Annotated in this window: 24 protein-coding genes; 2 read left to right on the top strand and 22 right to left on the bottom strand. The window is 65.7% G+C overall.

All coding sequences use genetic code 11. From position 1 onward, the window contains the following. Positions 1 to 56 precede the first annotated feature (56 nt). From CAFEA_RS07465 to lspA, 6 genes are all read right to left on the bottom strand, one after another. On the bottom strand, positions 57 to 1,325 hold the full coding sequence (locus CAFEA_RS07465; protein WP_063938787.1) for an ABC transporter permease: 1,269 nt from the start codon (positions 1,323 to 1,325) through the stop codon (positions 57 to 59). After that, complete coding sequence (locus CAFEA_RS07470) at positions 1,326 to 2,063, bottom strand: ABC transporter ATP-binding protein (protein WP_394326893.1); 738 nt, start codon at positions 2,061 to 2,063, stop codon at positions 1,326 to 1,328. After that, entirely contained in the window at positions 2,064 to 3,755 is a 1,692-nt protein-coding gene (locus CAFEA_RS07475) for an efflux RND transporter periplasmic adaptor subunit (RefSeq protein ID WP_063938788.1), read from the bottom strand. 114 nt (positions 3,756 to 3,869) lie between these two features. Further along, a complete protein-coding gene (locus tag CAFEA_RS07480; protein WP_051106352.1) occupies positions 3,870 to 4,364 on the bottom strand; it encodes a hypothetical protein in 495 nt (164 codons plus the stop codon). Next, positions 4,365 to 5,294, bottom strand: coding sequence for an RluA family pseudouridine synthase (locus CAFEA_RS07485; protein ID WP_063938789.1), 930 nt, complete (start codon positions 5,292 to 5,294; stop codon positions 4,365 to 4,367). After that, a complete protein-coding gene (gene lspA, locus CAFEA_RS07490) occupies positions 5,284 to 5,793 on the bottom strand; it encodes a signal peptidase II (protein ID WP_063938790.1) in 510 nt (169 codons plus the stop codon). The genes CAFEA_RS07485 and lspA overlap by 11 nt, the downstream gene beginning before the upstream one ends. Positions 5,794 to 5,865: 72 nt before the next feature. Between lspA and CAFEA_RS07495 the strand changes: the two genes are divergently transcribed. Then, positions 5,866 to 6,804 carry a DUF6263 family protein gene (locus CAFEA_RS07495; protein ID WP_063938791.1) on the top strand — a complete coding sequence of 313 codons (939 nt, stop codon included), beginning with the start codon at positions 5,866 to 5,868 and terminating at the stop codon, positions 6,802 to 6,804. On the opposite strand, the gene CAFEA_RS07500 is transcribed toward CAFEA_RS07495, so the two are convergent. Next, complete coding sequence (locus CAFEA_RS07500; protein ID WP_063938792.1) at positions 6,801 to 7,391, bottom strand: WKL family lipoprotein; 591 nt, start codon at positions 7,389 to 7,391, stop codon at positions 6,801 to 6,803. The genes CAFEA_RS07495 and CAFEA_RS07500 overlap by 4 nt on opposite strands. A 74-nt stretch (positions 7,392 to 7,465) precedes the next feature. Between CAFEA_RS07500 and CAFEA_RS07505 the strand changes: the two genes are divergently transcribed. Further along, positions 7,466 to 8,356, top strand: a complete 891-nt coding sequence (locus tag CAFEA_RS07505) for an asparaginase (RefSeq protein ID WP_063938793.1) — start codon at positions 7,466 to 7,468, stop codon at positions 8,354 to 8,356. Here CAFEA_RS07505 and CAFEA_RS07510 read toward each other — a convergent pair. The 15 genes from CAFEA_RS07510 to mraY all read right to left on the bottom strand — a co-directional run bounded on the left by CAFEA_RS07510 (position 8,345) and on the right by mraY (position 26,693). Then, entirely contained in the window at positions 8,345 to 9,727 is a 1,383-nt protein-coding gene (locus tag CAFEA_RS07510; protein WP_063938855.1) for a DNA polymerase IV, read from the bottom strand. The two genes, CAFEA_RS07505 and CAFEA_RS07510, sit on opposite strands and share 12 nt — an antisense overlap. Positions 9,728 to 9,770: 43 nt before the next feature. Further along, positions 9,771 to 11,069 carry an HNH endonuclease signature motif containing protein gene (locus CAFEA_RS07515; RefSeq protein WP_063938794.1) on the bottom strand — a complete coding sequence of 433 codons (1,299 nt, stop codon included), beginning with the start codon at positions 11,067 to 11,069 and terminating at the stop codon, positions 9,771 to 9,773. A gap of 385 nt (positions 11,070 to 11,454) precedes the next feature. Next, a complete protein-coding gene (ileS, locus tag CAFEA_RS07520) occupies positions 11,455 to 14,631 on the bottom strand; it encodes an isoleucine--tRNA ligase (RefSeq protein ID WP_063938795.1) in 3,177 nt (1,058 codons plus the stop codon). A 241-nt stretch (positions 14,632 to 14,872) separates the two neighbouring features. Continuing rightward, positions 14,873 to 15,838, bottom strand: coding sequence for a DivIVA domain-containing protein (locus tag CAFEA_RS07525; RefSeq protein WP_063938796.1), 966 nt, complete (start codon positions 15,836 to 15,838; stop codon positions 14,873 to 14,875). 126 nt (positions 15,839 to 15,964) lie between these two features. Beyond that, positions 15,965 to 16,276, bottom strand: a complete 312-nt coding sequence (locus CAFEA_RS07530; protein WP_034998551.1) for a YggT family protein — start codon at positions 16,274 to 16,276, stop codon at positions 15,965 to 15,967. 18 nt (positions 16,277 to 16,294) lie between these two features. Then, positions 16,295 to 16,789, bottom strand: coding sequence for a cell division protein SepF (locus tag CAFEA_RS07535; protein ID WP_034998550.1), 495 nt, complete (start codon positions 16,787 to 16,789; stop codon positions 16,295 to 16,297). A gap of 39 nt (positions 16,790 to 16,828) precedes the next feature. After that, on the bottom strand, positions 16,829 to 17,527 hold the full coding sequence (locus tag CAFEA_RS07540; RefSeq protein ID WP_063938797.1) for a YggS family pyridoxal phosphate-dependent enzyme: 699 nt from the start codon (positions 17,525 to 17,527) through the stop codon (positions 16,829 to 16,831). Further along, positions 17,520 to 18,245 (bottom strand): peptidoglycan editing factor PgeF, encoded by a 726-nt coding sequence (gene pgeF / locus CAFEA_RS07545; RefSeq protein ID WP_063938798.1) that lies wholly within the window; start codon positions 18,243 to 18,245, stop codon positions 17,520 to 17,522. The genes CAFEA_RS07540 and pgeF overlap by 8 nt, the downstream gene beginning before the upstream one ends. A gap of 14 nt (positions 18,246 to 18,259) precedes the next feature. Beyond that, a complete protein-coding gene (ftsZ, locus tag CAFEA_RS07550) occupies positions 18,260 to 19,450 on the bottom strand; it encodes a cell division protein FtsZ (RefSeq protein WP_063938856.1) in 1,191 nt (396 codons plus the stop codon). A gap of 133 nt (positions 19,451 to 19,583) precedes the next feature. Next, a complete protein-coding gene (locus CAFEA_RS07555; protein WP_034998543.1) occupies positions 19,584 to 20,231 on the bottom strand; it encodes a cell division protein FtsQ/DivIB in 648 nt (215 codons plus the stop codon). 1 nt (position 20,232) lies between these two features. Next, entirely contained in the window at positions 20,233 to 21,654 is a 1,422-nt protein-coding gene (murC, locus tag CAFEA_RS07560) for a UDP-N-acetylmuramate--L-alanine ligase (protein WP_063938799.1), read from the bottom strand. Further along, on the bottom strand, positions 21,651 to 22,733 hold the full coding sequence (gene murG, locus CAFEA_RS07565) for an undecaprenyldiphospho-muramoylpentapeptide beta-N-acetylglucosaminyltransferase (RefSeq protein WP_063938800.1): 1,083 nt from the start codon (positions 22,731 to 22,733) through the stop codon (positions 21,651 to 21,653). The genes murC and murG overlap by 4 nt, the downstream gene beginning before the upstream one ends. Before the next feature lie 7 nt (positions 22,734 to 22,740). Beyond that, the gene (locus tag CAFEA_RS07570; protein WP_082855746.1) at positions 22,741 to 24,141 is read right to left on the bottom strand and encodes an FtsW/RodA/SpoVE family cell cycle protein; all 1,401 of its coding nucleotides are present in this window, start codon (positions 24,139 to 24,141) and stop codon (positions 22,741 to 22,743) included. A gap of 51 nt (positions 24,142 to 24,192) precedes the next feature. Continuing rightward, complete coding sequence (gene murD, locus CAFEA_RS07575) at positions 24,193 to 25,596, bottom strand: UDP-N-acetylmuramoyl-L-alanine--D-glutamate ligase (protein WP_172796743.1); 1,404 nt, start codon at positions 25,594 to 25,596, stop codon at positions 24,193 to 24,195. Continuing rightward, positions 25,593 to 26,693: a phospho-N-acetylmuramoyl-pentapeptide-transferase gene (gene mraY, locus CAFEA_RS07580; RefSeq protein WP_034998536.1), complete on the bottom strand. Its 1,101-nt coding sequence runs from the start codon at positions 26,691 to 26,693 to the stop codon at positions 25,593 to 25,595. The genes murD and mraY overlap by 4 nt, the downstream gene beginning before the upstream one ends. Positions 26,694 to 26,712: the final 19 nt, after the last annotated feature.

The following is a 26,712-nucleotide window of genomic DNA, read 5'->3' on the forward strand; positions in this document are numbered from 1 at the left end:
CGGGTCATCTTAGACGGCACGCCGACAGGCGCGAATCCCCTCGAAAACCGGTGCGGTTATTCGTACCGCAGCGCCTCGATAGGCTGCATCTTTGCTGCCTTCGAGGCGGGGTACGCGCCGAAGAACACACCTGTGGCAAGCGAGAACAGCAATGCGAAGATCACGGCACTGATCGGCGGCCATGTCATGTCCAGCACCGCGGAGCTGGCGATCATGCCGATCGCGCCGCCGAGGATCACACCGATGATGCCGCCGATGAGGCACACCAGCATCGCCTCGACGATGAACTGCACGCGGATATCGTTCTGCGTCGCTCCGAGCGCCTTGCGCACGCCGATCTCGCGGGTGCGCTCGGTCACCGTGATCAGCATGATGTTCATCACGCCGATACCGCCGACAAGCAGCGAGATGCCGCCAATGGCGGACAGCACCGTGGACAGGGTGCGGAAGATCGTGGTGAGACCTTCCAGTCCCGCGGAAATATCGAAGACCTCAGCCTCGTAGTTCTCGTTGCCCGTGTACTGGCGGTCAAGGTAGGACTGCAGGTCCCCACGGAACATCTCTGCGTCTTCATCGGCCGCGGAGCGCACGCTAAACGACGATGTCCAGCTCGCGTCCAGCCCAACCCGGTCCGACGCCGTGGCGGGAATGAAAATCTCGGCGGCGGCGGACGGGCCGAACGCCGGGGCCTTGTCCGCCCGTTCCAGCACGCCGACGATGGTGAACACGCTGGTGGTGCCGTCCACGTCCACGTCGAAGCGGGAGCCGAGGGCGGCGGCGGAATCGCCGTCGAAAAGCGCCTCCACAAGCTCCGGGGAAACCACCGCTACAGGGCGGCGGCCGTCGAGCATGTCCTGCGTGATGCCGCGGCCGTACTGCACATTCAAGCTGCGCATGTCGAGAGAGCCGGTAAGTGCGGGGTTGATGCCGACGGAGACAGAGTCGTCGCCCGTGGTGGCCTCGCCCTGGCCGGAGATGTCGATGTCGACGCCTTGGATCCGGTCACCGAAAGCGTCACTCAAATTATCGAGTTCCTCAAGGCTCATGCCGTCGCGCTCTTCGGTCGGCCCGGCCATGCCAAAGCCCGCGAACGGGTCGTCACCGCCCTCGCCCTCCTCCGGGCGTTCGTGCACCATGACCGGGTAAGTGGTGGTGCCGGCGTCCTCGAGGCCGCCCATAACGTCGTTTTCCAGGGCGCGGCCGAGCGTCATGATGATGATCACGGCCATGATGCCGATGATGATGCCCAACAGCGTCAGCAGCGAGCGCAGCTTGTTGGTGTTGAGGCTGGACACGGCCAGCCGCATGGATTCGCGGATGTTCATTTAGCTCGCTCCTCCCGGTGCTCGCACGCCGGCGATGCGGCCGTCCATCATTTCCACCACGCGCCCGGTCTCTTCGGCGAGCTCCGGGTTGTGGGTAATAAACACGATGGCCTTGCCTAGGTCCTGGTTCAACTCGTGGAACAGGTCCATCACCATGCGGCCGGTCTTGGAGTCCAGCGCGCCGGTGGGCTCGTCCGCGAGCAGCAAATTCGGGTCGTTGGCCAGGCTGCGCGCGATTGCCACGCGCTGCTTCTGGCCGCCGGAGAGCTCGTTCGGGTTGTGGTGCAGACGGTCGCCCATACCCATCCGGTCCAACAGCTCGGCGGCGCGCTCGTCACGCTCCTTGCGCTCCACGCCCGCGTACATCATGGGCATGGCCACGTTCTGCAACGCATCCATGCGGCCGATCAGGTTGAAATTCTGGAAAATGAAGCCGATGTTCTTGCTGCGGTAGGAGGCGAGTTCTTTGTCCTCCTTGGCGTACACCGGTTCGCCATTGAATGCGTAGGCCCCTTCGGTCGGCCGGTCCAGCATGCCAATCAAGTTCATCAATGTGGACTTGCCGCAGCCTGACGGGCCGACGATGGAGACGAACTCGCCCTGGTCGGCGTAGAAGTCCACTCCGTGCAGAACCGTCAGCTCGCTGGGTTCGCCCTCGTTGTAGGTTTTGACCACGTTGCGCATGTCGATGAGCAAGCCGGAATCGGCCATGCCATTGTGCTTCGAAGCTTGCGTCATCTACTGCTGCCCCTCGGCCGCACGACGGGTGCTGGTGACCGTCACCGTGGCCGTGGTGCGCTCTTTCTTCTCCCGCGCCTCGCGCACCTGGTCCGGGTTGAAGTTCGGGTCCGTGATCTCCACGTTCTCACCGACTCGGTCTTGGTACTCCTCCGGCCAGTTGATCACGATGTCGCCCGGCTTCAGCTCGCCGCTGGTGACTGCGATGTCCACGTCGTTGGATGCGCCGGTTTTCACAGAACGCTCCTCGACGGTGCCCGACGTCGCATCATCGCCGTCCGTGGCGAGCACGAGCACCTTCTTGTCGCTGTCCTCGCCGTAGACGGCGTCTAGCGGTACGTTCAGCGCGTCCTTCGCCTCGGCGGTGATGATTTCCGCGCGGGCGGAACCGCCGAGCAGCAGGCCTTCCTTGTCGCCGGTGACTTCGATCTCCACCGGGAACGTCACCTCGTTGGACTTGTTGTTGCCCTGCTGCGGCATACCTTGCATCGGGTTCTGGTTGCCGCTGGCAACGGAATCAGAGGCCGGCGCGATACGGGTGACGCGGCCCTTAAACGTCTTCTTGCCAGTCGCGGCGGTGGTGAACTCCACCCGGTCGCCTTCCTTGATATTGGGCACGTCTGATTCGCGCACGTCGGTGCGGATGACCAGGCGGGAATCGTCCGCGATGGTCAAAAGCTTGCCCTGCGGGATGTCACCTTCGCGCACGTCCACGCTGGTGACCAGTCCCGCCATCGGGGCGTAAATGGTGGATTCGCGCACTTGGTATTCCAGGGTGCCGTCACCGTCGCCGAGCTGGGCAGTTTCGGCCTGTCGAATCGCGGAATCCAACTGCGCCTGCAGCTGGTTGCCCTCCTGCGCGGCCGCGGACTGCGCCGCAGCCAGGGCCGCCTTCGCGTCCTGCAGCGCCGCGCTTGCTTCTTCGACGCTCATGCCCGGGCCCACGGCAGCGCCGCCACCAGCACCGCCAGCGCCAGCACCACCAGCAGCGCTTTCCCCCGTCAGCTGCGCCAGCTGTTCAGGGCTCAGCTCACCGGGCATGCCCGGCTGGCCCGGCTGGCCCGGCTGGCCCGGCTGGCCAGGCATGGCCGGGGCCTCCGGTGCCGCCGGGGCCTCCGGCGCAGCCGGTGGTGCCGGAGGCGCCGTCCTGATGCCGAGGTCCGAGGAAATTCCGCCGGCGACACGCTCGACGGCCGCGATGCCACGGTTGACAATGCGAGCGCCGCCGTTGGCGGCCACGGCAGCGTCGTACGCCGCCTGCGCCTGATTAACCTGCGCCTGGGCGGCGCGGATGGCCTCGTTAGTGCCGTTGTTCACGCTTTCCTGGTGGGCGTTAAGCGCCGCGCGGGCCTGATCCACCTGCGCTTGGGCGTCCGCCTGCGCGTTGGCCTGCTGCTTCTGCTGAATCTCCAGCTGGCGCTCCAGCTGCTCGGAGTTCATGGAGGCCAAGAACTGCTGCGGCTGCACGCGATCGCCGGCCTTGACGGCCACCTGCTCCACCTCGGACTGCACCGAGGTGGAGATGTTCACGGAACGGATCGGCTCAATGGTGCCGTTGACCACAACACTGTCGGACACGCCTTCGTTGGTGGCCACGGTGTAATCGCCGGGGTTCAGGCCAGCCCCCTCAGCGTTGTCGTCGTCGCCTCCGCCGAATCCGCACGCGCTGAGGAAAAGCGCGGAGGTTGTCACCAACGCAAGTCCTGCTCGGCTAAGACGCTTGTGTCCGGTTGATTTTTCGGTAGAGGAAGTCAAGAGCTCTCCTTGCCTAACGGTGCAAAACGGGCCTGCGTACAACTCCGCAAACTATACACCCCCGCGTGTTGCGGAAGCCGAGAGAGAAAACGCTCCCCACACCGCATCGGCTTGCAGCATTTCCACAGCAAGAACTGTCTCCGTGGCGTTAATCTGCTCCAGTTGTGTGCGCGGGGCAAACACCACTGCTCCGGCGATTGGAGATGCGGTGGCGGACCGGAGGACGTCGATACGCATTTTGCCTATCGACGCCTCCGGGACCACCACCGGAGCTACCCCCGGCACCACAAGCGCACTGACGCGCGGGGCGGGTGCAAGAGCTGCGGCGGCCTCGTCGGGACCGAGCGGCCGGGCGAACGTCACCAGCGCAAAGGACGATTCCTCATGGTCGAGGGTTGCTGCGGCGCGCTGGGCGTACTGCTGTGGGGTTTCCCCGTCCTCCGGGCCGAGCTGGTCGCCCTGCAGCACTGGTGGGGCGGGCGGGTTGGCCTCCCCCACCAGCCAGAATCCGGCGACCAGCGCAAGGACCACCGCGAGCGCGCGCATCTAGCCGTTCCGCACTTTATCCAGCGCGGCGCGCAGATCCTCCGGGTATTCGGAGGCGACCTCCATGTATTCGCCGGTGCGCGGGTGGGTAAAGCCCAGCTTGGTGGCGTGAAGCCACTGACGCTTCAGCCCCAGCTCCTTGGCCAGGTTCGGGTCCGAGCCGTACATGGGGTCGCCCACGCACGGGTGCCCCACAGACGACATGTGCACGCGGATCTGGTGGGTGCGCCCGGTTTCCAGATGGATGTCGAGCAGGCTCGCACGGCGGAATGCCTCGATGACGCTGTAGTGCGTCACGCTCTGACGGCCGTCCTGGGTCACGGCGAACTTCCAGCCTGCCGACGGGTGGCGCGCGATCGGCGCGTCGATGGTGCCCTCGATCGGGTCCGGCAGGCCCTGGACCAGCGCGTGGTAGGTCTTGTCCACCGTGCGCTCCTTGAAGGCGCGCTTGAGCACGGAATACGCGGGCACGCTGGCCGCCACGATCATCACGCCGGAGGTGCCCACGTCTAAGCGCTGCACAATGCCCTGGCGCTCCGGGGGCCCTGCGTCCGGCAAGGTGAAGCCCATCGCCTGCAACCCGCCGACCACGTCCGGGCCCTCCCAGCCCAGCGTCGGGTGCGCGGCCACGCCCACCGGCTTGTCCACGGCGATGACGTCCGCGTCCTGGTAGAGGATCTCCAGGCCCTCCACCAGCTCGGTCACTGGCTGCGGGGCGCGCTTCGGCTCGGGCAGGGTGACTTCCAGCATCGCGCCTGCGGTGACGCGGTCGGATTTCTGGGCGGCAGCTCCGTCGACAAGCACATCGCCCTCCGCCGCCATCTCGGAGGCGACGGAGCGGGACACGCCGAACAGTTTGGCAATCGCCGCGTCCACCCGCATGCCCTCAAGCCCCTCGGGCACGGGCAAAGCCCTGAACTCACCGCCCATCGTCGCCCCCGTTCAGCTCGCCCGTGAGCGCCGCGATGAAATACACCACCACGCCGACGGTAATCGCCGCATCGGCCAAGTTGAACACCGCGAAATTGCCCACAGAGATGTAGTCCACCACGTGCCCGAACCAGAAGCCCGGGTCCCGGAACAGCCGGTCGACCAGGTTACCCAGTGCCCCGCCCGCGATCATCGCGACGCCGAGCGCCTCCCACTTCGAGGACATGCGTGGTCCAAACCACAGCGCCCCCAGCACGAACGCCAGTTGAATCGCGGTGAACACCCAGGTGAGGTTCTCCCCCATGGAAAACGCCGCGCCGGAGTTGAACAGCAGGTAGAAGCGGAACCAGTCACCAATCACCGGCTGCGGCACGCCAGGCTCCAGCCAGTTCAGCATCAGCTGTTTGACGCCTTGGTCCACCGCGCCAATAGCGAGCATGACGGCCACCACCAGTCCGAGGTAACGGGGGGTGCGTTGTGCTGTCGTGTCCTGCTTCATCGCCAAACCACTTTAGCCGGTCGCACACGGCCTGTCTGTATTCCGCTGCGCGGGCCAGGTAGCTTGAGAAGGATGTTCCGCACCCTCCGCAGTATCGCCGCCGCAGCCACCCTCACCCTCGCGCTCACCGCCTGCTCCTCCGCCGAGGACGATCCGGTGGCAGGGGTGCCGGCATTTCCTCTCGACGCCCCTTCGGTCACTCTGGTCAACCCCGGCGAGAACCCGGAGGAAGTGCGCTACTCACCGGGCGAGGAGTGGGACACCGCCGTCGCCGTGTCCGCCGGCGTGGATCAGCACGTGGCCGCCGCTGGCGAAGCCGAGGTCGCGGACGCCCCCGCCGGCGGTAGCGTGAACAAAACCACCCTGCCGCTGACCGCGACGGCCGACGAGGCCCCCGCCCCGGGCGACGGCGAGGAGGACGCCGATTCCCGCATCGACTTCGTGGTCGGCTCTGGCAAGCACTCCGACTTGGGCATCGGTCAGGACGTCGCCGCTTCCGAGGGGTTCCGCATGAGCTGGCGTACCGACGACACCGGCCGCATCTCCACCCTGAAACTGCTTGCGCCCGCCGACGCGCCGCAGCGCGGCCTCCAGCTTGTCGAGCCCACCCTGATCACCCTGATCAACAACTCCGTCGTCTTCCCCGACGAGCCCATCGGCCCCGGCGCGACCTGGACCGTGGAAAGCCGTGTCGCGGGAGACACCTCGATGACGCGGACCACCACCTACACCCTGCTCTCCCGCGACGGCGACACGCTGACCCTGGACACGAAAGTTGAGGAGCGCCCCCAGAACAACACCCTCACTATCGACGGCCCCGGCGAGCTCGAGGGCGAAAGCGTGCAGGTAGATTCCTCCCGCACCACCTCCGAGGGCCAGATCGTGGTGGACCTTCAACGCCCGCTGCCAGTGTCGGGCCAGACCGCCTGGACCACCCGCCTGATCTATGGCGGAGACGACAAAGCGCGGGTGGTCCAAGACATCACCCGCGCTGTGGAGTTTGGCGTTTAGAGGGCCGGCGCCTCGGCCGGCGCTTCTTCCGGCGCCTGCTCTGCCGGCGCTTCTGCCGGCGCCTCGGGGGCAGCCGGCGCACCGGTCTTGCACATGTCCGGCACCTGCTCCGGGGCGAGGGTGTTGCTGACCAGGAAGCAGGCCCAGCTCTGGGAGATCTTCCACTGGCCGCCTTCGTTAATGAACTCCACGTCCTCCGCCAGCTGGGACTCCGCGTTCGGGCGGGTGAAGTTCACGGTGGCCAGCACCGAGTTGGCCGTGTAGCCCGGCAGCACCGGGTCGACCACCTGGAAGTTCGCGCCGGATTCCTGCTGCGATTGCGTCATCAGGTCGAACAGCTCCGGCGTGGTTTCGCCCCCCTGCACGGTGTTCGCACGCTCGGCGATGGGCAGGTTCGGGTCAGCAGCGCGCTGCAGCACAGCGTTGAGCTCTTCCGCCGTCGGCATTTCGGCCACCGGCGCGGCCTCGGAGGAGGCCGCCTGGGACGAGGCGGTGGTTTCGGTCGTGTCCGAATCCTCGGAGCAGGCCGTCAAGCTCAGTGCGAGGCTAGCGACAGCTGCGGCTGCGACAAGTTTCGGTGCTTTCACGTGTTCTCCTTGCGTAGCGTAAATCTCTTGCTTCACGTTACTGCACACCCGCAACTTTCTGGCACTCTGTGTGCATGAACGTGTTAGTCATCTCAACCGGCGGCACGATCGCCTCCACCACAAACGACCGTGGCGCGCTCGTGCCCACGCTCACCGGCGACGATCTCGTTGCCCGATGCGGCACCACGCGCCAGGTGCGCGCCATCGACGTGGCCAGCCTCGACTCCTCGTCCATGGACTTGGCTGAGATCGATCTGCTGCGCGAAACCGTGCGCACTTCGCTTCTCGACGACTCCGCCTCCCTTGTCATCACCCACGGCACCGACTCCATGGCCGAGACTGCCCTCGCGCTGGACCTCGTCCACGCCGGTCCCCGCCCCGTTGTGCTCACCGGCGCGATGCGCTCCGCCGACCACGCCCACCCCGACGGCCCCGCCAACCTGCGCGGCGCGATCGAGGTGGCCGCCACCCGGCGCGACTGCGGCGTCCTCGTCCATTTCGCGGGCGAAACCCTCCCGGCGCGCGGGTTGATGAAGACGCAAACCACCGCCGAGCACGCCTTCACCCTCACCAGCGGCACACCCCTGCCCCGCCCCATGGCGGTGTCTGCCGCGCCGCTGGCCGGGTTGAACATCCCCATCATCCGCGCGTGGGCAGGCGCCGACGACGCCCTCATCCGCGCACTCGGGCCTGTCGACGGGCTCGTCTTAGAAGCCCTCGGCTCCGGCAATGTGTCGGCGTGCATGGGCAGCGCCGTCGCAAAGCTGCTGCGCCGCGGGGTACCTGTGGTCGTCGCAACGTCGGTGCCCTACGGCGAGGTGTCGTTCGCCTACGGCGGCGCCGGCGGCGGCTCCACCCTCGGCGACCTGGGCGCGTTGCCCGCCGGCTACCTCAGCGCCGGGCAGGCCCGCATCGCGCTGGCCACCGCGCTGGCCACCGGTGTTAACCCGCGCTTACTGCTGTGAGAACCAGTCCTCCCATGCCAACGAATCCAGCGGGTCAGCTTGCTGGAGCTGCGGATCATCCGCGCGAAGGCTTTTGATCCTGCCCGGCCCCGTCGCCCGCGTTTCAAACCGCACCGTCACCCACCCCTTGCCGGCACCTTGGACCCAGCCGTGCCCGTAATCCGGGTGATAGACGTCCTGCGTCGCGCGCCACACGCCGCGCTCCGGAGCGGTCTCCTGGTGCACCTCCGTGTCGAAAGGCGTTTCGTGGTCGCTGACGCCGGTTTCGTAGTCTGCCGACACCGGCGAAGGCTTCACAATCGCCTGGTCCAACTCCGGAAACAGCACGTCCTGCAGCGTCTCCTCCAGGCCCGAGTATGACACTCCCACCAGCCGAATCGGGCCCACCTCGTCGGGGTAGCGCACGATCCGGAAAGCGGTGGCCAGCAGCGTCTCCGCGTCGTCGGTGGCGTACGGCAACGTCGCCGAGCGCGACTCAATGCGAAAGTCCGCCATCCGCAGCTTCACCGTCACCGTTCGCGCCCCGCGCCCATCCTTGCGCAACCTGCGGTGCGACTCTGCAGCCGCCCGTTCCAACGCCGCGTCCACCTCCGGCGGGGTGGTCAAGTCTTGCGGGTACGTGTGCTCCGATGAGATCTGCTTCGACTCCGCCCTTGGCGCCACCGGCCGCTCATCCACCCCGCGCGCCAACCACCACAGCTGCCTGCCCACAGCGCCTCCGATGGCGATGTCCAGCTCTTTCTCGCTGAGGTTCGCTAGGTCCCCGATCGTTTCAATCCCGGCACTGAGCAACTTCGACTCAGTCACAGGTCCCACTCCCCACAGCTCGCTGACCGGCATCGGGTGGAGGATCTCTAGCTGCCGGTCGTGCGGAATGACAAACACACCGTCCGGCTTCGCCCGACCCGAGCCGATCTTGGCGTACTGCTTTCCCGGACCCGCGCCGATCGAACTGGGCAGGCCTGTCTCTTCCTTGATCGCCGCCCGCAGCTCGTTCGCCCATTGCTCCACGTCTTCCGGGCTCGCCCCGACCAAATCTTCCGGCTCCATGAACGCCTCGTCGATGGACAGCTGCTCCACCACGTCCACGTACCTGCCGATGATCTCGAACACCCGGCGCGACGCGACCGCGTAAACCGGCCTGCGAGGCGCCACCAGCACCGCTTTCGAACCCACCAGCCGCGCGGCCCGGTGCGTCGGCATCGCCGAGTGCGCCCCGTACTTGCGCGCCTCGTAGCTGGCGCCTGCGACCACGCCGCGGCCGGACACTCCCGCCACCAACACGGGGCGTCCTTTGAGCGTCGGGCGGGTCAGCTGCTCGCACGACGCGTAGAACGCATCCATGTCGATGTGCAGCACCCAACGGTTCATGCCCACCACTGTGCACCACCGGTAGCACCATGTTCCAATCCGATCACACGGCGAACGAATCCCCGGTGACGTACTCCATTCGCCTCGGCAGCGACCTGTTGCGCGAGACGAACCTGGCACCGTTTTTGAACGTGAAGAACAGGTCAGCCCCTTGGCGCTCGATGGTGACCACTCCGTGGCTCACCTGAGAGTGGCAGCTCGAGCACAACGGGATCAGATTGTCTAAATCAGTCATGCCTCCGTGCTCCCACTCCTTAATGTGGTGCATTTCTATGAAGCGCCTATGCGAACATCCAGGCATAGCGCATTGATACCCCCAGATCGCCAACAGTGCCTGCACTTGGCCGTCGGTGGCGAACCGGCGCGAACGGCCGACGCGGATCGTCAGTCCCGTGTCATCCAGCAAGTGCAAACGCACCATCGCATTTGCAAGGTAGCTGCGCACATCCTCAGAACAGGCTGAGCGGTTTTCCGGCATCCAACATTGACCGAACTGGTTGACCATGAGGTTGACCTGCACGCCGGGACTGCGAAGCGGACTCTTTGGGTTCGCGCGAACCATATCGACCATGGCCAACAACGCCGCGTAAACGTCTTGCTTTTCTGGAGGCCCGTACCGCGACACCGAACGCACGATGTCATCCATGGTGATCTTCGTGCGCTTTCGCGGAGCGCGGTCTTGCTCTGATGGGACGGCGTCTTCGGCGGCAACTGCGTCGTCGATAAGCTTCTGCACCTTCTCCGGATCCTGCAGATCATCTGGGTCCACATCCTCGAGACCGAAACTGGCAAGCTGAGCCACCTTTAACGCGGTCAGGAGCTTTTGGCCAGCTACCGCCGGAAGCCGCGCCTCGAAGGCAAGCATGCCGTCGTCGCACTCGCGGGCGCGGGCATACGGCTCAGTCGGGTCCTTCTCTTTGGGCCTTGCCCCGGCAAGCACAAGCTGGAGATCAGCAAACGACATGCTCAACGCGAGTTGGACGTATTGCTCCTCGTTGCACTCCTCCAAATACTGGAGCAGGAAGCGGACTGTCGAATACGGCATCACCCCCGATTCGAATGCGTCGAACAAGAGCCTGAACTTTCTCAGCCCTCGCGCCACGCGCACGTACTCGAATGCCGTGGCCTGCGGGAGGTTGAGCTCGCTGCGCAACCACGTTGCCGTCGACTTCTCCCCGTACTTTTCCGCAAGCTCCTGTTCGTCGAACTGCCCCACCGCATCGAGCATCCGCGCCCGGTGGTGGTTCGCCGACAATTGATTGCACTTGATCTGATCCTCGAGCACCTCTGCCGACAGGTCACTCGTTCGATCTTCTGTCCGTTCGTCCACCGCAATTGTCATGGTTGATCCCCTTACTCATGAACATTGACACCTTTATAGAACGCTCATGTGTTCGAGTCAAGGGTTTTGCAGAAAATGTCCATTGAAGTGGACAACACACACGGTTTCACGAGTCCGGGGATCGAACATAAAACCCATTCGCTATGCCGCTGCATAGTTGGTGCCACCCCAGTATTGGCACGAGAAACTATGCAGCTGCATAGTCAGCAACCCACACGAACGCCCCCAAAAACTATGCAGCTGCATAGTGGGTGCCACCCCAATATTGGCAAGAAAAACTATGCAGCCGCATAGTGCGAATCATCGAACGACGGTGCAACGCCCCCGCTGAGCAGCCAAAAAAGGGGCCCCACTCTGCACGAGTGAGACCCCAGCCCGAAAGAACCTAGCTGTTCTTACGAACAGTGGTGGTCACGCCATCGATGACGTCGTGTCCCTCGACCGGCTCGGTGACCACGTCGAAGGATGTCGCCAGGGTTTCGGCGGCGATGTGGTCGGCGTGGGTGCGGGCCCACTCCTCCTTCTCCGCAGGCACGGCCAGCACCACAGCGATGCGGTCGGAAACGTCGAAGCCCTCGCGCTTGCGGGCATCCTGCAGACCGCGGATCACGTCGGCAGCCCAGCCCTCAGCCTCGAGTTCCTCGGTGACCTCGGTGTCGAGGACGACCAGGCCAACGGTGCCGTCGGCGTCGACACGCGCGGTGCTCTCCGGGTTCTCCGCCACCAGACGCTCGGTGTAAAGCTCCGGGGTGAGCACGATGTCGCCGTCGACCACCACATCGTCTCCGCGGCGCTCGTAGTTGCCGGCCTTGACGTTCTTGATGGCGCGCTGCACGTCCCTACCCAGCGACGGGCCAGCCACCTTGGCGTTAACCACGACTTCGAAGGATCCGGCCGCGTCGACGTCGTCAGTCAAAGCGACGTCCTTCACGTTCACCTCGTCGCGGATGGTGGAGCGGAACGCCTCAAGCTTGGCCGAATCCGGCAGGGCGACGGTGAGCTTCGGCAGCGGCAAGCGGTTGCGCAGCTTGTTCGCCTTGCGCACTGACGACGCCGCAGAGCACACCGCACGGGTCGCATCCATGGCGGCGACCAGCTCGGCATCCGCCGGCAACTCGGAGGCATGCGGGTAGTCCGTCAGGTGCACCGAACGGCCGCCGGTGAGCCCGCGCCAGATGACCTCGGAGACGTACGGCAAAAGCGGCGCCACCGCACGGGAGACGACCTCCAGCACCGTGTAGAGCGTATTAAACGCCTCGGGATGCGCCTCCTGCCCCTCCCAGAAACGGTCGCGGGAGCGGCGCACGTACCAGTTGGTCAGCGTGTCGGCGAAGCGACGCACCACGTCGCAGGCGTCGGCGATGCGGGTGTCGTCGAGCGCCTCGCCCACAGCTGCCACCATGTCGTGCGTCTTGGCCAGGATGTAGCGGTCGAGCACGTTGTCCGAATCCACAGACCACTGGGCGTCCGAGGACGAGTACAGCTGCAGGAACGTGTACGCGTTCCAGATCGGCAGCAGCGCCTGGCGCACGCCCTCGCGGATGCCCTGCTCGGTGACGATCAGGTTGCCACCTCGCAGGATCGGCGAGGACATGAGGAACCAGCGCATCGCGTCGGAGCCGTCGCGGTCGAAGACCTCCATCACGTTCGGGTAGTTGCCCTTGGACTTGGACATCTTCTGCCCGTCCGAGCCCAACACGATGCCGTGAGCGACGACCTTCTTGTACGCCACACGGTCGAATAGTGCGGTGGACAGCACGTGCTGCACGTAGAACCAGCCGCGGGTCTGCCCGGAGTACTCCACAATGAAGTCCGCGGGTTGGCGGGTGTCGAACTCCTCGCGATTCTCAAACGGGTAGTGGTATTGCGCGAACGGCATTGAGCCGGATTCGAACCAGCAGTCCAACACGTCCGGCACGCGGCGCATCATGGACTTGCCGGTCGGGTCGTCCGGGTTCGGGCGCACCAGCTCGTCGATGTGCGGGCGGTGCAGGGACTTCGGGCGGGTGCCGAAGTCGCGCTCCAGCTCATCCAGGGAGCCGTAGACGTCCACGCGCGGGTAGTCCGGGTTGTCGGAAACCCACGCCGGCACAGGCGAGCCCCAGTAGCGGGTGCGCGAGATGTTCCAATCGCGCGCGCCTTCCAGCCACTTGCCAAACTGGCCGTCGCGGATGTGCGACGGGATCCACTCGATTTCCTGGTTCAGCTCCACCATCCGGTCGCGGATGTCGGTGACCTTCACAAACCACGCCGGCAGCGCCATGTAGATCAGCGGCTCGCCGGAGCGCCAGGAGTGCGGGTAGGAGTGCACGATGGTCTGGTCGCGCACGACGCGGCCCTTGGCGCGCAGGTCGCGGATGATGTCGCGGTTCGCGTCGAAAACGAGCTTGCCCTCGTATTCCGGCACGAGCGAGGTGAACTTGCCGTCGGCGTCGACGGGGATGGCCAGGTCGATGCCGTACTCCTGGCAGGTGAGCATGTCGTCCTCACCGAAGGCGGGTGCCTGGTGCACCACGCCGGTGCCGTCTTCGGTGGTCACGTAGTCCGCGTTGAGGATCATGAACGCGTTGTCGTGGTCGCGGAAATAGTCGAAGACTGGCTCGTACTCCAGGCCCTCCAGTTGCGCGCCCTCAAAGGTAGCCACTACCTCGTACTCACCGAGCTCCTTCGCAAAGGCGCCCAGCAGGGTCGAGGCAAGAAGCAATTGCTTATCGACGAACCCTGCGGCCCCATCCGCACCGACCTTGACCAACGAGTACTCCACCTCGGGATGGACAGCCAGAGCCAGGTTGGACGGCAGGGTCCACGGGGTCGTGGTCCAGGCGATGGCTGCGGCATCGTGAAGCTCAGGGTGCTCCGCCCACGTCTTTTCCGCCGCGTAGCCTGCGCGCCCACCGGTGAACGGCATAGTGACGGTGACGGTGGGGTCCTGGCGGTCGCGGTAGGAATCGTCCAGGCGGGTCTCCTGGTTCGACAGCGGAGTGTGCTCGGCCCACGAGTACGGCAGAACGCGGAAGCCCTGGTAGATCAAGCCCTTGTCGTAGAGCTCCTTGAACGCCCACATGACGGACTCCATGTACTCCGGGTCCATGGTCTTGTAGCCGTTTTCGAAATCCACCCAGCGGGCTTGGCGGGTGACGTAGTCCTCCCACTCGCCCGCGTAGTGCATGACGGACTTGGCGCAGTACTCGTTGAACTTCTCCAGACCCATGTCCTCGATCTGGGCCTTATCGGTGATGCCGAGCTGCTTTTCCGCCTCAAGCTCTGCGGGCAGGCCGTGGCAATCCCAGCCGAACACGCGCGGCACGTGGTAACCGTACATTGTGCGGAAACGCGGCACGATGTCCTTGACATAGCCGGTGAGGAGATGGCCGTAGTGAGGCATGCCGTTGGCGAACGGCGGGCCGTCGTTGAACACGTACTCCTCGCAGCCCTCGCGCTGATCCAGGGACGCCTTGAACGTGCCGTCCGTGTTCCAATAATCGAGGACGACTCGTTCCATCTCCGGGAAGCGGTCGCTGCCGCCGGTCATGTCCACTTTGGGGTAAACGTTGCCAACCATGACATCACTCCTTCAGCCGTGCAGGGACGCATTGCTGCGCGGTACCACCCTGCTTGGGGCGCGCGATGCGCCCCCACTTCATTGCGGTGAAGGAAGTTACGTCTTCCGTGTGTGACGTCCGGTTCTATTAAGCACAAGCCGTTCTTCCGGATACGCTCCCCGGTGATGGCCGGATCATTGCGTGTTACGAGTAACGCCCAGCATCCTACAGGGATGCTGGGCGTTTGTGAAGATCCTGGAACTACTTCTCGTTCGGCGCGGTGGTGGTGCGCGACTCCAGCTCTTCCAGCTGGGACTCCAGCAGCGTCTTCAGGCGCGTGCGGTACTCGCGCTCGAAGGTGCGCAGCTCCGCGATGCGGTTCTCCAGCGCGGTCTGCTGCTGCTTCACCGTGTTCATGATTTCGGTGTGCTTGCGCTCGGCGTCAGCCTTGAGCTTGTTCGCCTGCTCCTCAGCCTGGCGGATCTGCGCCTCAGCACGAGAGTGCGCCTCGTTGGTGGTCTCCTCGGCCTTCTTCTGCGCGTCGGTGACCAGCTGCTTGGAGCGGGTCTCCGCGTCCTGCAGCTGGGTGCGGGAACGGGTCTGCGCGTCCTCGATCTGCTTCTTGGACTTGGACTCGGCCTCGGCGATCTCGCGCTCTGCAGCGGCACGAGCGTCGGCCAGCATGGAGGAAGCCTCCGCCTGCGCGTCGCTGGTCAGGCGGTCTGCCATCTCCTGCGCGAGGCCGAGCACCTTGGCCGCCTGCACGTGGGTGTCAGCGGAAACGTCGCCGCGGGCCGGCTGGGATACGGCAGCGGCCGGAGCGGTCGCCTGCTTCGGAGCCTTCGCGGCCTCCTCAGCCTGCTTGCGGACCTTGGCGGCCTCGTCCTTGGCGGAGCGGGCCTCAGCTTCAGCCTTCTCCTGCGCCTGCTTCGCGGAACGCAGCTGCGCCTCGAAGTCAGCGCGGACCTTCTGCTCCACCTCGCGGCGGATGGCAGCCTCGTCGACCTTCGCGGAATCATCGGAACGCTTCACCGGCGCTGCAGCAACTGCGTCCGTGCCGCCTTCCTCGAGACGGGAACGCAGCTCGTCGTTCTCATCCTGCAGCTGTGCAAGCGTGTCCTCGACGAGGTCGAGGAACTGGTCGACCTCGTCCTCGTTGTAGCCTCGCTTGCCAATCGGCGGCTTGCTGAAAGCGACATTGTGCACGTCAGCTGGTGTCAGCGGCATTTGCGTTCCCTTCGATAATCGTGTGAGTACTCGCTAGCGCGAAGCATTATTTGCTGAATTGTAACGGTTTCGCTCGACGAGTGTAGCCCAGCCTAGCTGTAAAGCCGGGTTAAAGCTCAAGTAAAGCTACCGCAGTGCCGGATTAATCAGCACGGCGCCGACGAGCATTTGGATGAGCATGAGGATGAAAAACAGGACAATGACACTCACATCCAGGCCCACCCCGCTACCGCCGAGCTTTAGCGGCGGGATAAGTTTGCGCAGCGCATTCACTGGCGGGTCCGTCATCCGGAAGATGGGCTCGGCCACCATGATGAACCAGTGCGGCGGGTCGAACTGCTTGGAAAACGCCTGCACCATCTCGATGATGATGCGCACAATAACCAAAAGCGAGTACAGCCCCACAAGGGCGTAGATGATTGCTCCGAAAAGTGCCACGCCGAACCACCCTACCGGTTAGCGCAAGCCAGCAGCACGCTTGAGGTCGTCTTTCTCCAGGTTTGCGTTCTCCGGCACGATGGCGAACATCCGCTTGCGCGTCTCAACGCCGCGGGAGAGGTTGTGCATGCTACCGCGCAGCGCGAAGCACAGGCCAGCGGCGAAGTCCACAATGCGCTTCGCGTCGGCGGTGTCCAGGTCGGTCAGGTCCATGACCACAGCGTCGCCGTCGCGGAACGGCTCGCCGATCTCCTTGGCGTCGTTGTAGTTGCGCGGCGCTGCGGTCACGATATGCGGAGTGGAGCGGTAGCTCGGGCGCACAGCGTCGCGGCCGTAATCGCGGGGGGTGGGGCGGTCCATGCGGGACGGACGCTCGGCGCGCGGGGTGCGGTCATACGCGGTAGAACCGGCGGAGTTTGAGTTGTACTGCGGGTCGTCGTAGTACGCGTCGTCCTCGGCGTTTTCCACGGGGCCGAGGCCGAAAAAGTCTTTAGCACTGTCGAAGAAGGACATGCGGGCGGCTCCTTTTATGGGGGTGATTCGCGGTGGATTTCAGACTACGGGCCGGGGCCCGAGCAGCGCTGTTCCGACACGCACGATATCGGATCCGCAAGCGATAGCGTCGGCGAAATCACCGCTCATACCTGCGGAAAGTCTAAAGTTTCGGTTGAGCTTGGCGGCGTAGTCGTCCGTCAACGACCGCGCCTGAGCAAACACCTCGCGCGGCTGCGAATCCAGCGGCGGCACGACCATGAAACCGGCCATTTCAAGGTGCTCGGATTCCTCCACCGCTTCCACGATTGCGGGCACGTCGTCGAGGTGTGCGCCGCCGCGGGCAGAGTCGCCGTCGTAAGACAGCTGCACCATGCACGGCAGGATCTCGCCCGTGCGGTCGCCGCGCTCGAGCGCGAGCGCCATGCCTCGCTCGAGCCCGTGGGCCAACTTCAGCGAATCCAGCGAGTGCACTTCGGAGGCCCAGCGCGCCACCGAGTTGGCCTTCTTGGATTGAATCTGGCCGATCATGGCGATGCCGCAGCGGCCTTCAAGTTCGGCCGCCTTGTCGCGGGCCTCCTGCTCGCGGTTCTCCCCCACCAGCGCTATGCCGAGCGAGGCGAGCTCTTCGATGCGCTCTACCGGGCGGAACTTCGTCACCGGCAGAATCGCCACGCTGCCTTCTTCGCGGCCGGCGGCACGCTCCGCGTCGCGGATCTGTTGGCGGACAGTGTCGAGGTTTTTTGCGAGATCAGACATTAGGCATCCAAATTACGCCAGCCTGCCGCCCGGTTACACCTTCTCGCCGGTGGGAGAAGAAATCCTTGTCGGTGATGGTGTCGCGCGGGTCCGCGTCGATGTGGGTCACGCCCAGGCTGAGCAGCTGGCGCACCAGCCCGGCGCGCACGTCGATGCCTGGTGTGCCCTTCTTTGTGCGGGTGCGGGAGCCGGGCAAATGCTTCTCGACGTCCAAAGCCATCCCCTCCGGGACCTCGTACGACTCTCCGGCTGCGGCCGGCCCCAGCAGTACTTGGATGCGCGAGGGCTCGGCGCCGAGTTCCACCATCGCCTCGACGGTGTTTTTCGCGATCCCGTTGCGCGCGCCCATGCGCCCGGCGTGCGCCGCGCCGATGACGCCGGCGGTGTGGTCGGACAGCAAAACCGGAGTGCAATCCGCCACAAGCACGCACAGCGCCAGGTCCTTTTGCCTGGTGACAAGGGCGTCGGTGGCTTCCACGGGGGCGGCCGAAGGTCCGTCGACAAGCGTGACGGTGTTGGTGTGCAGCTGCTCCATCCACACGAAGCGCTCCTCGGGCAGGCCGAGCACTTCAGCGAGCCGGGCGCGATTCGCGGCGACGTCGGCGGTGTCGTCGCCGACGTGGGCGCCGAGGTTGAACGAGTCGTAGGGGGCAGCAGAAACCCCGCCCGCACGGGAAGTGAACACCATGCGGACGGGGCGAGTGGAAAGATCTGGCATGTCTGCCAGCTTAACTAGCGCATGAAGTCCGGCACATCGACGTCGTCGAAACCGCCGTCAAAGCCGCCATCGCGAGGCTCGCGGGGCTCGCGAGGCTCGCGGTCGCGCTCGGTGAACAGGCCGCTGCGGGTGGACGGCTCGTAGCGGTGGCGCGGCTGGTACTCCTCCTTCTTGGCCGGCTCAGCCTCGACGACCTTGGTGGAGGTCTGCTCCGGCTGCGGCGCTTCCTGTTCCACCGGTTCAGCCGTGCGGGCGTTGGCCTTCTCGTCGAAACCGGTGGCGATGATGGTCACGCGGACCTCGTCGCCCAGGTTGTCGTCGATAATGGTGCCGAAGATGATGTTGGCGTCCTCGTCGGCCTTTTCCTCCACGATGGAGGCTGCGTTGTTGACCTCCATCAGGCCCAGGTCGGAGCCGCCGGCGACGGAGATGAGCACGCCCTTGGCGCCCTCCATGGTGGTTTCCAGCAGCGGGGAGTTGATGGCCTGCTCGGTAGCCGTCATCACGCGGTTGTCGCCGCGGGCGGAACCGACGCCCATCAGCGCGGAGCCGGCGTCGGCCATGACGGAGCGCACGTCCGCGAAGTCGACATTGATCATGCCCGGGATGGTGATGAGGTTGGTGATGCCCTGAACACCGTTGTAGAGCACCTCATCCGCCGCACGGAAAGCCTCCATCATGGAAAGCTCGGCGTCGCCCAGCTGCAGCAGGCGGTCGTTCGGGATGACGATGACGGTGTCGCAGACTTCCTTGAGGTTCTCGATGCCCTCGAGCGCCTGCCTGGTGCGGCGCTTGCCTTCGAAGGTGAACGGGCGGGTGACCACGCCGATAGTCAGCGCGCCCATCTTCTTGGCAATGCCGGCGACCACCGGGGCGGCGCCGGTGCCAGTGCCGCCACCCTCGCCGGCGGTGACGAAGACCATGTCGGAGCCCTTCAGGGACTCCTCGATCTCTTGCTTGTGGTCCTCGGCAGAAGTGCGGCCTACCTCAGGGTTCGCGCCCGCGCCGAGGCCGCGGGTGGCCTCGCGCCCGATGTCGAGCTTCGTGTCGGCATCGGTGAACAGCAGTGCCTGGGAGTCCGTGTTGATGGCAACGAACTCAACGCCCTTGAGGCCTTCCTCGATCATGCGGTTGACGGCGTTGACGCCGCCGCCGCCGACACCGACGACGCGGATCATGGCGAGGTAGTTGGCGGGAGAGGTCATAGTGGTGGTCTCGCCTTTCACAAGTTGGTTTTTGAAGTTGCTTCCCATCTTGTGCGAAACTGCGCGGTTTTTTGTTTTCTGGGTCGGCGTGTCACAACCCTAAACCTGTACTTTAGGGTTGTGACCTGCGGTTTTAGCGCGAAGTGACCAGTTCCGGGTTGGAAATGTTGAATGTTTTTCCGTCCAACTGCAGCACCGTCTCAAGCGCAAGTGCCTTGTTCCGGTTGTCTTCGGACGCACCCCACGTAACTGTCCGGTCGCCGTCGAGCTTGAGCACGAAACTGTGGTCCCCGTCGCGGGTCAGTTCGCGGACCTGTGGGCGGGCCACATCCGTGATCGCGGAGGCGACCTCCACCGCCTTGGGCAGCTGCTCTTCGCCGATATCGACGAGCTGCACTGCCCCCACCGGCGGCTGAGCAACGACGAAATCCTTGCCCTCGCTGTTGATCAGGTGCGGCTCGCCACCCTGGTCGATCCAGGCCACTGGGGTGTGCTCCACCACCGTGACATCCACCGCGTTGGGCCAGTTGCGCTTCACCGTCACCGAGTCCACCCACGGGTTGGTGGCCACGTCCTGGGCGGCCCTGCGCACATCCACCCGCCCCATCGGGGTGCCCGTCTCAACGCCGGAAAGCGACGTCACCTCCTCGGCGGGCAGGTTCACCGCCCCCTCGACGTTGACGTCGTCGACGGGCATGGCCGGGGTAAACGGCAGCGCCGCCACAACCGCGAGCACAAGTGCGACGCAGCCGGCGACAATCGCGATGGCGCGGCGCGACATCCTATGCCTCCTGCAGGGCGGCGAGGATCTCGTCCGCAAGCATGGTCACGCTGCCCGCACCCATGGTCAGCACCAGGTCGCCGGGTTTTACTAGCGACGCCACGGTCGCGGGCGCCGCCGAGAAGTCCGGCTCCAGATGCACCGGCACGGTCATCTTCTCGGCGATGATCCGGGAGTTCACGCCCTCCACCGGCGTTTCACGGGCGGCGAAAATGTCCAGAAGCACGCATTCGTCGCTCAGCGAAAGTGCATCGGCGAACTCTTCGGCGAATTCCTGGGTGCGCGAGTACAGGTGGGGCTGGAAGCAGACCACCACGCGGGCGTCACTCCCCTCGGCCTCAACCTTGTCGCGCGCAGCCGTGAGCACGGCGTCGACTTCCGTCGGGTGGTGGGCGTAGTCGTCGTAGACGCGGGTTCCGCCCACCTCGCCTTTGAACTCGAAACGGCGGCGCACGCCTGTGAACTCGCTCAGGCCTTGGGCGAGTTTCTCCGGGTCGGCGCCCACGAGCGCGCCGGCAAGCAGGGCGGCGGCGGAGTTGAGCACCATGTGGCGGCCCGGAATCGCCAGCGTGTACATCACGTCGCCGGAGATGCGGTCGGTGCGAAGCTGCGCCTCGACCACGGTGTGCTCGCCCTCCTGGCGCTCGTTGGTAACCACGGCGCCTGCCGGGATCTTCGGGTGGCGCGCGGCTGCCTCCGCGGTGCCGTATCCGGTAACCGTCAGACCGCGCTCCAGGGCGCGTTCGCCGCAGGAGGCTGCGTTGTCGTCGTCGAGGCAGACAACCACGTGCTTGGCGATGTCCGCGAAGTCATCGAAAACCTGGAAATACTTCTCGCGGGTGCCGTAGAAATCCAAGTGGTCCGGTTCGATGTTGGTGATCACCGCGACGTCCGGCGAGTAGCGCAGCAGCGAGGCGTCGGACTCGTCGGCCTCCGCCACGAACACGTCGCCGTGGCCGTGGTGCGCGTTGGTGCCGGCCCGGTTGAGCTGACCGCCGATGGCAAACGAGGGGCCCTCCCCCGCCGCCTGCAGCGCCACCACCGCCATCGAAGTCGTGGACGTCTTGCCGTGCGTGCCCGCGAGGAGCAGCTGGGTCGATCCCTCCATCAACTCCGCGAGCAGGTCGGAGCGGCGCAGCAGAGGAATGCCTTCACGTTTGGCGCGCACCAGCTCCGGGTTGTCCTGCGGGATGGCGGCGAAGCTGGTCACCACCGCGGTGGGCAACTCGCCGGACAGCTCCAGGTTGGCCTCTGCGTGGCCGAGCGCGACCCTGGCGCCCTTGGCTTTCAGCGCGCGCACCGGGCGGGAGTCCTTGGCGTCGGAACCGGTCACGGTGGCGCCGCGGTCTAACAGGATGTGCGCCACGCCGGACATGCCGGACCCGCCGATGCCGATGAGGTGGACGCGGGAGAGATCTGTCATTTTGTGTCCTTTCCAGCAGCCGCTGCGATGCGCGCGGCAAGGTCCTCGGCAACACTGCCAGCGCCCGAATCCTTCAGCGCCGCGCGCATCGTCGCGCGTGCCTCTGGTTCAACCAGGGGCAGCAGCTTATCGACGAGCACGTCGCCGCTCAGCGCCGCATCGTCGATACGCAGGGCCGCCCCGGCGTCCACAAGGTGGGCGGAGTTGAGCCCCTGCTCGCCGTTGCCGTGTGGCAGGGGGATGTAAATGGCGGGGATGCCGGCAGCGGAGTTTTCCGCGACCGTCATCGCGCCGGAGCGGCACACAACCACATCGGCGACGGCGTAGGCGGCCTCCATGTCATCGATGTAGGGCACGGCCGTGTAGTGGTCGTGGGTTGCGGGCGCGTCGTTTTTGCGGCCGTAGGCGTGCAGGATCTGAAACCCCGCGCCGGTGAGCCGCTCGACGGCGTCTGCCAGTGCAGCGTTGATGCTCACCGCGCCTTGGGAGCCGCCAGTGACCAGAATGGTCGGGCGGCCCTCCTGAAGGTTCCACGTGCGCAGGCCCCGCTCGCGCTTCGCGCCGTCCGGGTCCACGCCCACGCCGGGGCGCACCGGCACGCCGACGACCTCGCCGTCCATGCCTGAATTCGGCACCGCGTTGAACCCGGTGCCGCCAATTTTGACGCCCAACTTGTTGGCCATGCCAGCCAGCGCGTTGGTTTCCAGCACGAAAAACGGCAGTCCGAGTTGTTTGGCGGCCAGGTACGCCGGGCCGGAAACGTAGCCGCCGGTGCCGAAGACGGCGGCGGCACCGCAGCGCTTCATCGCCTGCTTGGCTTGGCGCACACTGCGCGCCAGCTTGAACGGCACGGAGGCGAGCTTCCACGGCTTTTTGCGCGGGATCGGCACTGGGTCGATCAGGGAGAGCTCGAATCCGCGGGCCGGCACGATGGTGGTTTCAAGGCCGCGTTCGGTGCCGAGGGCGACAACGTTGGCCCCGTAGGCGTCGCGAAGCACCTCGGCGACTGCGAGGGCGGGCTCGATATGGCCCGCGGTGCCGCCGCCTGCGATGACGACGCTGAAGTTCTGGGAAGTCATAGCTCTCCTAACGGCGCGGGGTCCGGCGGTGCGGGGGCCTATGGTAGGCCGCGGCGACCGGCTGGGTCACCGGCGTGCCGTAGCGCTCGCGGCGCGGTACGGCGGTTGGCGCCTGGCGACGCTGTTTGAGCGCGCGAGGCTCGGCGATGAAGAAGATGCGGTCGAACACGGGGCGACCGTAGTTCTGCATGGACGAGATCGCGTCCGGCTCGTGGCGCGCCACGGACGCCAACACACCCATCGCACCGAGGGTGAACACAGCCGAGGAACCGCCGGCGGACAGCATCGGCAGCTGGATGCCGGTGACCGGCAGAAGGCCCACGACGTAGCCCATGTTGATGAATGCCTGGGAGACCACCGCCGCGGTCAGCGAGGCGGCCATGAGCGTCTGGTACTGCGTCTGGGCACGCAGCGCTGTGCGCATGCCGAAGAAGCCGAGTAGCGCGAACAACGCGATCACCAGGGCGCCGCCCCACAGGCCGAGCTCCTCGCCGATGACGGCGAAGATGAAGTCGTTGCGCGCCTCCGGCAAGTAGAACCACTTCGCGCGGGACTGGCCCAGGCCGACGCCGAAGATGTGGCCGTCCGCCAGAGAGAGGAAGCCCTGGTGGGACTGGAACGCGACACCCCGGGTGTCGTCGAAGTGGCCGCGCAGCGCGTCGAAGTAGACGTGGAAGCGGTCGGAGCGGAAGCTACCGGAGAGGAAAATCACCACCAGCGCCACAATGCCCGAGGCGGCCACCACGCCGACGGCCTTCAAGGACACACCCGCAAACAGCAGGATGAACGCCACCACGACGGCGAAAGACAGCGCCATGCCCATATCGCCCTGCATGGCAATCAGCAGCACGCAGAGCAGGGAAACAGAGATAAACGCGGCAAACCCGTTGTCCGGGACGAACAGGCGGCGGGGGTCCTTGTTGGACAGGATCTTCGCGCCCCACATGGCGATGGCCACGCGGGCGAACTCGGACGGCTGCAGTCGCAGCGGGCCGGCGACCAGCCAGGACTGCGAGCCCACCTCGGCACGGCCGGTGCCCAGCGGCGTGAGCACGGCGATGAGCAGCAGGACAGCGATGACCATCAGCCAATTGCTCAAGCTCCGCAGCCGCTCGGGCGGGGTCTTCAGCGCCGTCCAGAAAGCGATCATGCCGAGGATGACCATCACAAACTGGCGCACGGCCAAAGACCACACGCTGGCACTGGCGGCGAACGAGGTCGCCATAGAGGAGCTCATCACCATGACCACGCCGAGGCCGGCGAGGAAGAGCACGATGCTGCGAATCATGGTGTAGTCGATCAACGGCCGGGAGTCGAGCGCCTCCTGAATGCGCCTGACCCCTGCGCTGAGCTTCGATGGGGCGTCCGGCCGTGGTGCGCGTTGCCGGGGTGCGCGTTGAACCGTCATGCTGCCCTTTCGATTGGAACCGCGGAGGAAAACCTCAACCTTTAGTTGAGCTTACTTGTTGTGCGGGTTCCAGTGTCGCATTGCAGCGGCCGCGAATGCGTCGCCACGCGCAGACATGCCGGAAAACATGTCCAAGCTCGCCGCCGCGGGCGCCAAAAGCACGGTGTCGCCCGGCTGCGCCTGCGCGGCCGCCCACGCGACGACCTCGTCCATCGCCTGCGACGGGTCCTGCGCGTCGGAGACGAACACGGGCACCTCCGGCGCCACCTGCTGAAGCGAGGTGCGGATCAGCTCCCGGTCCACGCCCAGAAGCGCCACCGCACGGAACTGCTCGGCGTGGGCCTTGACCACAGCGTCCACGGACGCGCCTTTGAGCTGCCCGCCTGCGACCCACACCACGGTGCCCGCGCCGGTAAGCGCCGAATCCGCCGCGTGCGGGTTGGTGGCCTTGGAGTTGTCCACCCAGTCCACCCCGCCACCGGAGTGCACGAGCGCGCCGCGGTGGCCCGCCACCTGGTATGCGTCCAGCGCGCGCTGGATGTGCTCGGGCGTGGCCCCCTGCGTCAGTGCTACCGCGGTGGCGGCCAGCGCGTCCAGCACTCCGGCGGCACCGGCGGGCTCGATGCCGTCAGCCGATGCGACATCCACCGTCGCACCGCCAAGCTTTGCGACGATGCGTCCGCCAACCACACCAACCTGACCGTCCGCCGGCACGCCGAGCGTGAACCCGACGATGTCGTTGCGTCCCATGTCGGCGGCGATCCGCGCCACCTCGGTGTCGTCGACGCCCGCCACCGCAACAGGCGCCTTGAGCACCTTCGCTTTGGCCGCGGCGTACTCGGCGAAACTGCCGTGCCAGTCGATGTGGTCGTCCGCTAAGTTCAGCAGCACGCCCGCATCCGGCACCAGCTGGGAGGACCAGTGCAATTGGAAGCTGGAAAGCTCCGCCACCAGCACATCCAGACGCTCGGGCGCGAGCATCGCCTCCCCCACCGCGACGCCGATGTTGCCGCAGGCGCCGGCTCGCAGGCCGGTGTCCTTGCCGGCCTCAATCATCATCTGCGCGAGCATGCCGGTTGTGGTGGTTTTGCCGTTGGTGCCGGTGACCACCAGCCATGTGCGGGGCTTGCCGAAGACTCCGGCGCGGTCCAGCCGGAAACACAGTTCGACGTCGCCGATGACGTCGATGCCGGCGGATGCGGCGTCGACAAGCAAGGGCGTATCCGGCCGCCACCCGGGCGAGGTGACCACAAGCCCGACCTCATGGAAGCGAGCGCGCGCTTCATCGCCGGTGCAGGCGTCGTAGCCGGCAGCCGCGGCGCGGGCGCGGCCGGCATCACTGTCGTCCACGACGGTGAAGCGGGCGCCGGCGTGCTCGAGAAGCTGCGCCGCCCCAAGGCCAGACACCCCGGCGCCAGCGACCAGGGTGTAGTCCGGCAGAATCGGCTGCGTCACAGGTTCGCCCCGTTCAGCCACTCGCCGTAGAACACAGCCAGGCCGAGCATGAAGGCCATGGCGGAGATGATCCAGAACCGCACCACGACGGTGGTTTCGTGCCAGCCGCCGCTTTCAAAGTGGTGGTGGAACGGCGCCATGCGGAACACGCGCTTGCCGGTGGACTTAAACGACGCCACCTGAATGACCACCGAGAGTGCCTCGAGCACGAACAGCGCACCGATGATGATCATCAGCAGCTCCGTGCGCGAGCCCACGGACAGGCCAGCGACCAGGCCGCCAAGCGCGAGCGAGCCGGTATCGCCCATGAAGATTTTCGCTGGGGCGGCATTCCACCAGAGAAAACCCACGCAGGCGCCGAAGCCTGCGGACGCCAAGATGGCCAAATCCAGCGGGTCGCGGACGCTGTAGCAGCCGGCGGCCGCCACGGACTCGCACGAATTGCGGAACTGCCAGAAGGTGATGCCCACGTACGCCGCCATCACCAGCGCGGTGGTGCCGGAGGCGAGCCCGTCCAGGCCGTCGGTGAGGTTCACCGCGTTCGACCACGCGGCCAGCAGAATGTAGATGAAAATGAGGAAGAAGATCGTGCCGATCGTCCCGCCGCCGAAGGTCAGATCGATCGTTTCAATATCGCGCACGAAGCTTAAAAACTGCGAGCCCGGGGTCAGCCCGTTCTCGTCCGGGAAGCGCAGGATAAGCCAGCCGAAGATGAGCGAGATGGCCAGCTGCGCCACCAGCTTCGCGGTCTTATTCAGGCCCAGGTTGCGCGACATGAACAGCTTGATGCCGTCGTCCGCGAAGCCGACCAGGCCCAGGGACAGGGTGAGAAACAGCACGATCAGACCGGTGGCGGTGAACGCTGCGTGGCCTGTGACCAGGGCAACGAGGCTGCCGCCGAGGTAGCCCATGGTGATGCCGACGAGGATAGCGATGCCGCCCATCGTCGGGGTGCCGCGTTTGCGGGCATGGGACGCCGGACCATCCTCGCGGATCTCCTGGCCCATGGCCCGCCGGTTAAAGTACCGGATGAGCGCAGGGGTGAGGAATATCGAAACCAAAAAGCTGATGATTCCGGCGCAGATAACTTGAACCATGGAAGTTGTACCTTGCTAT

Origin of the sequence: Corynebacterium afermentans subsp. afermentans, from assembly GCF_030408355.1 — a bacterium.
Lineage (GTDB): Bacteria > Actinomycetota > Actinomycetes > Mycobacteriales > Mycobacteriaceae > Corynebacterium > Corynebacterium afermentans.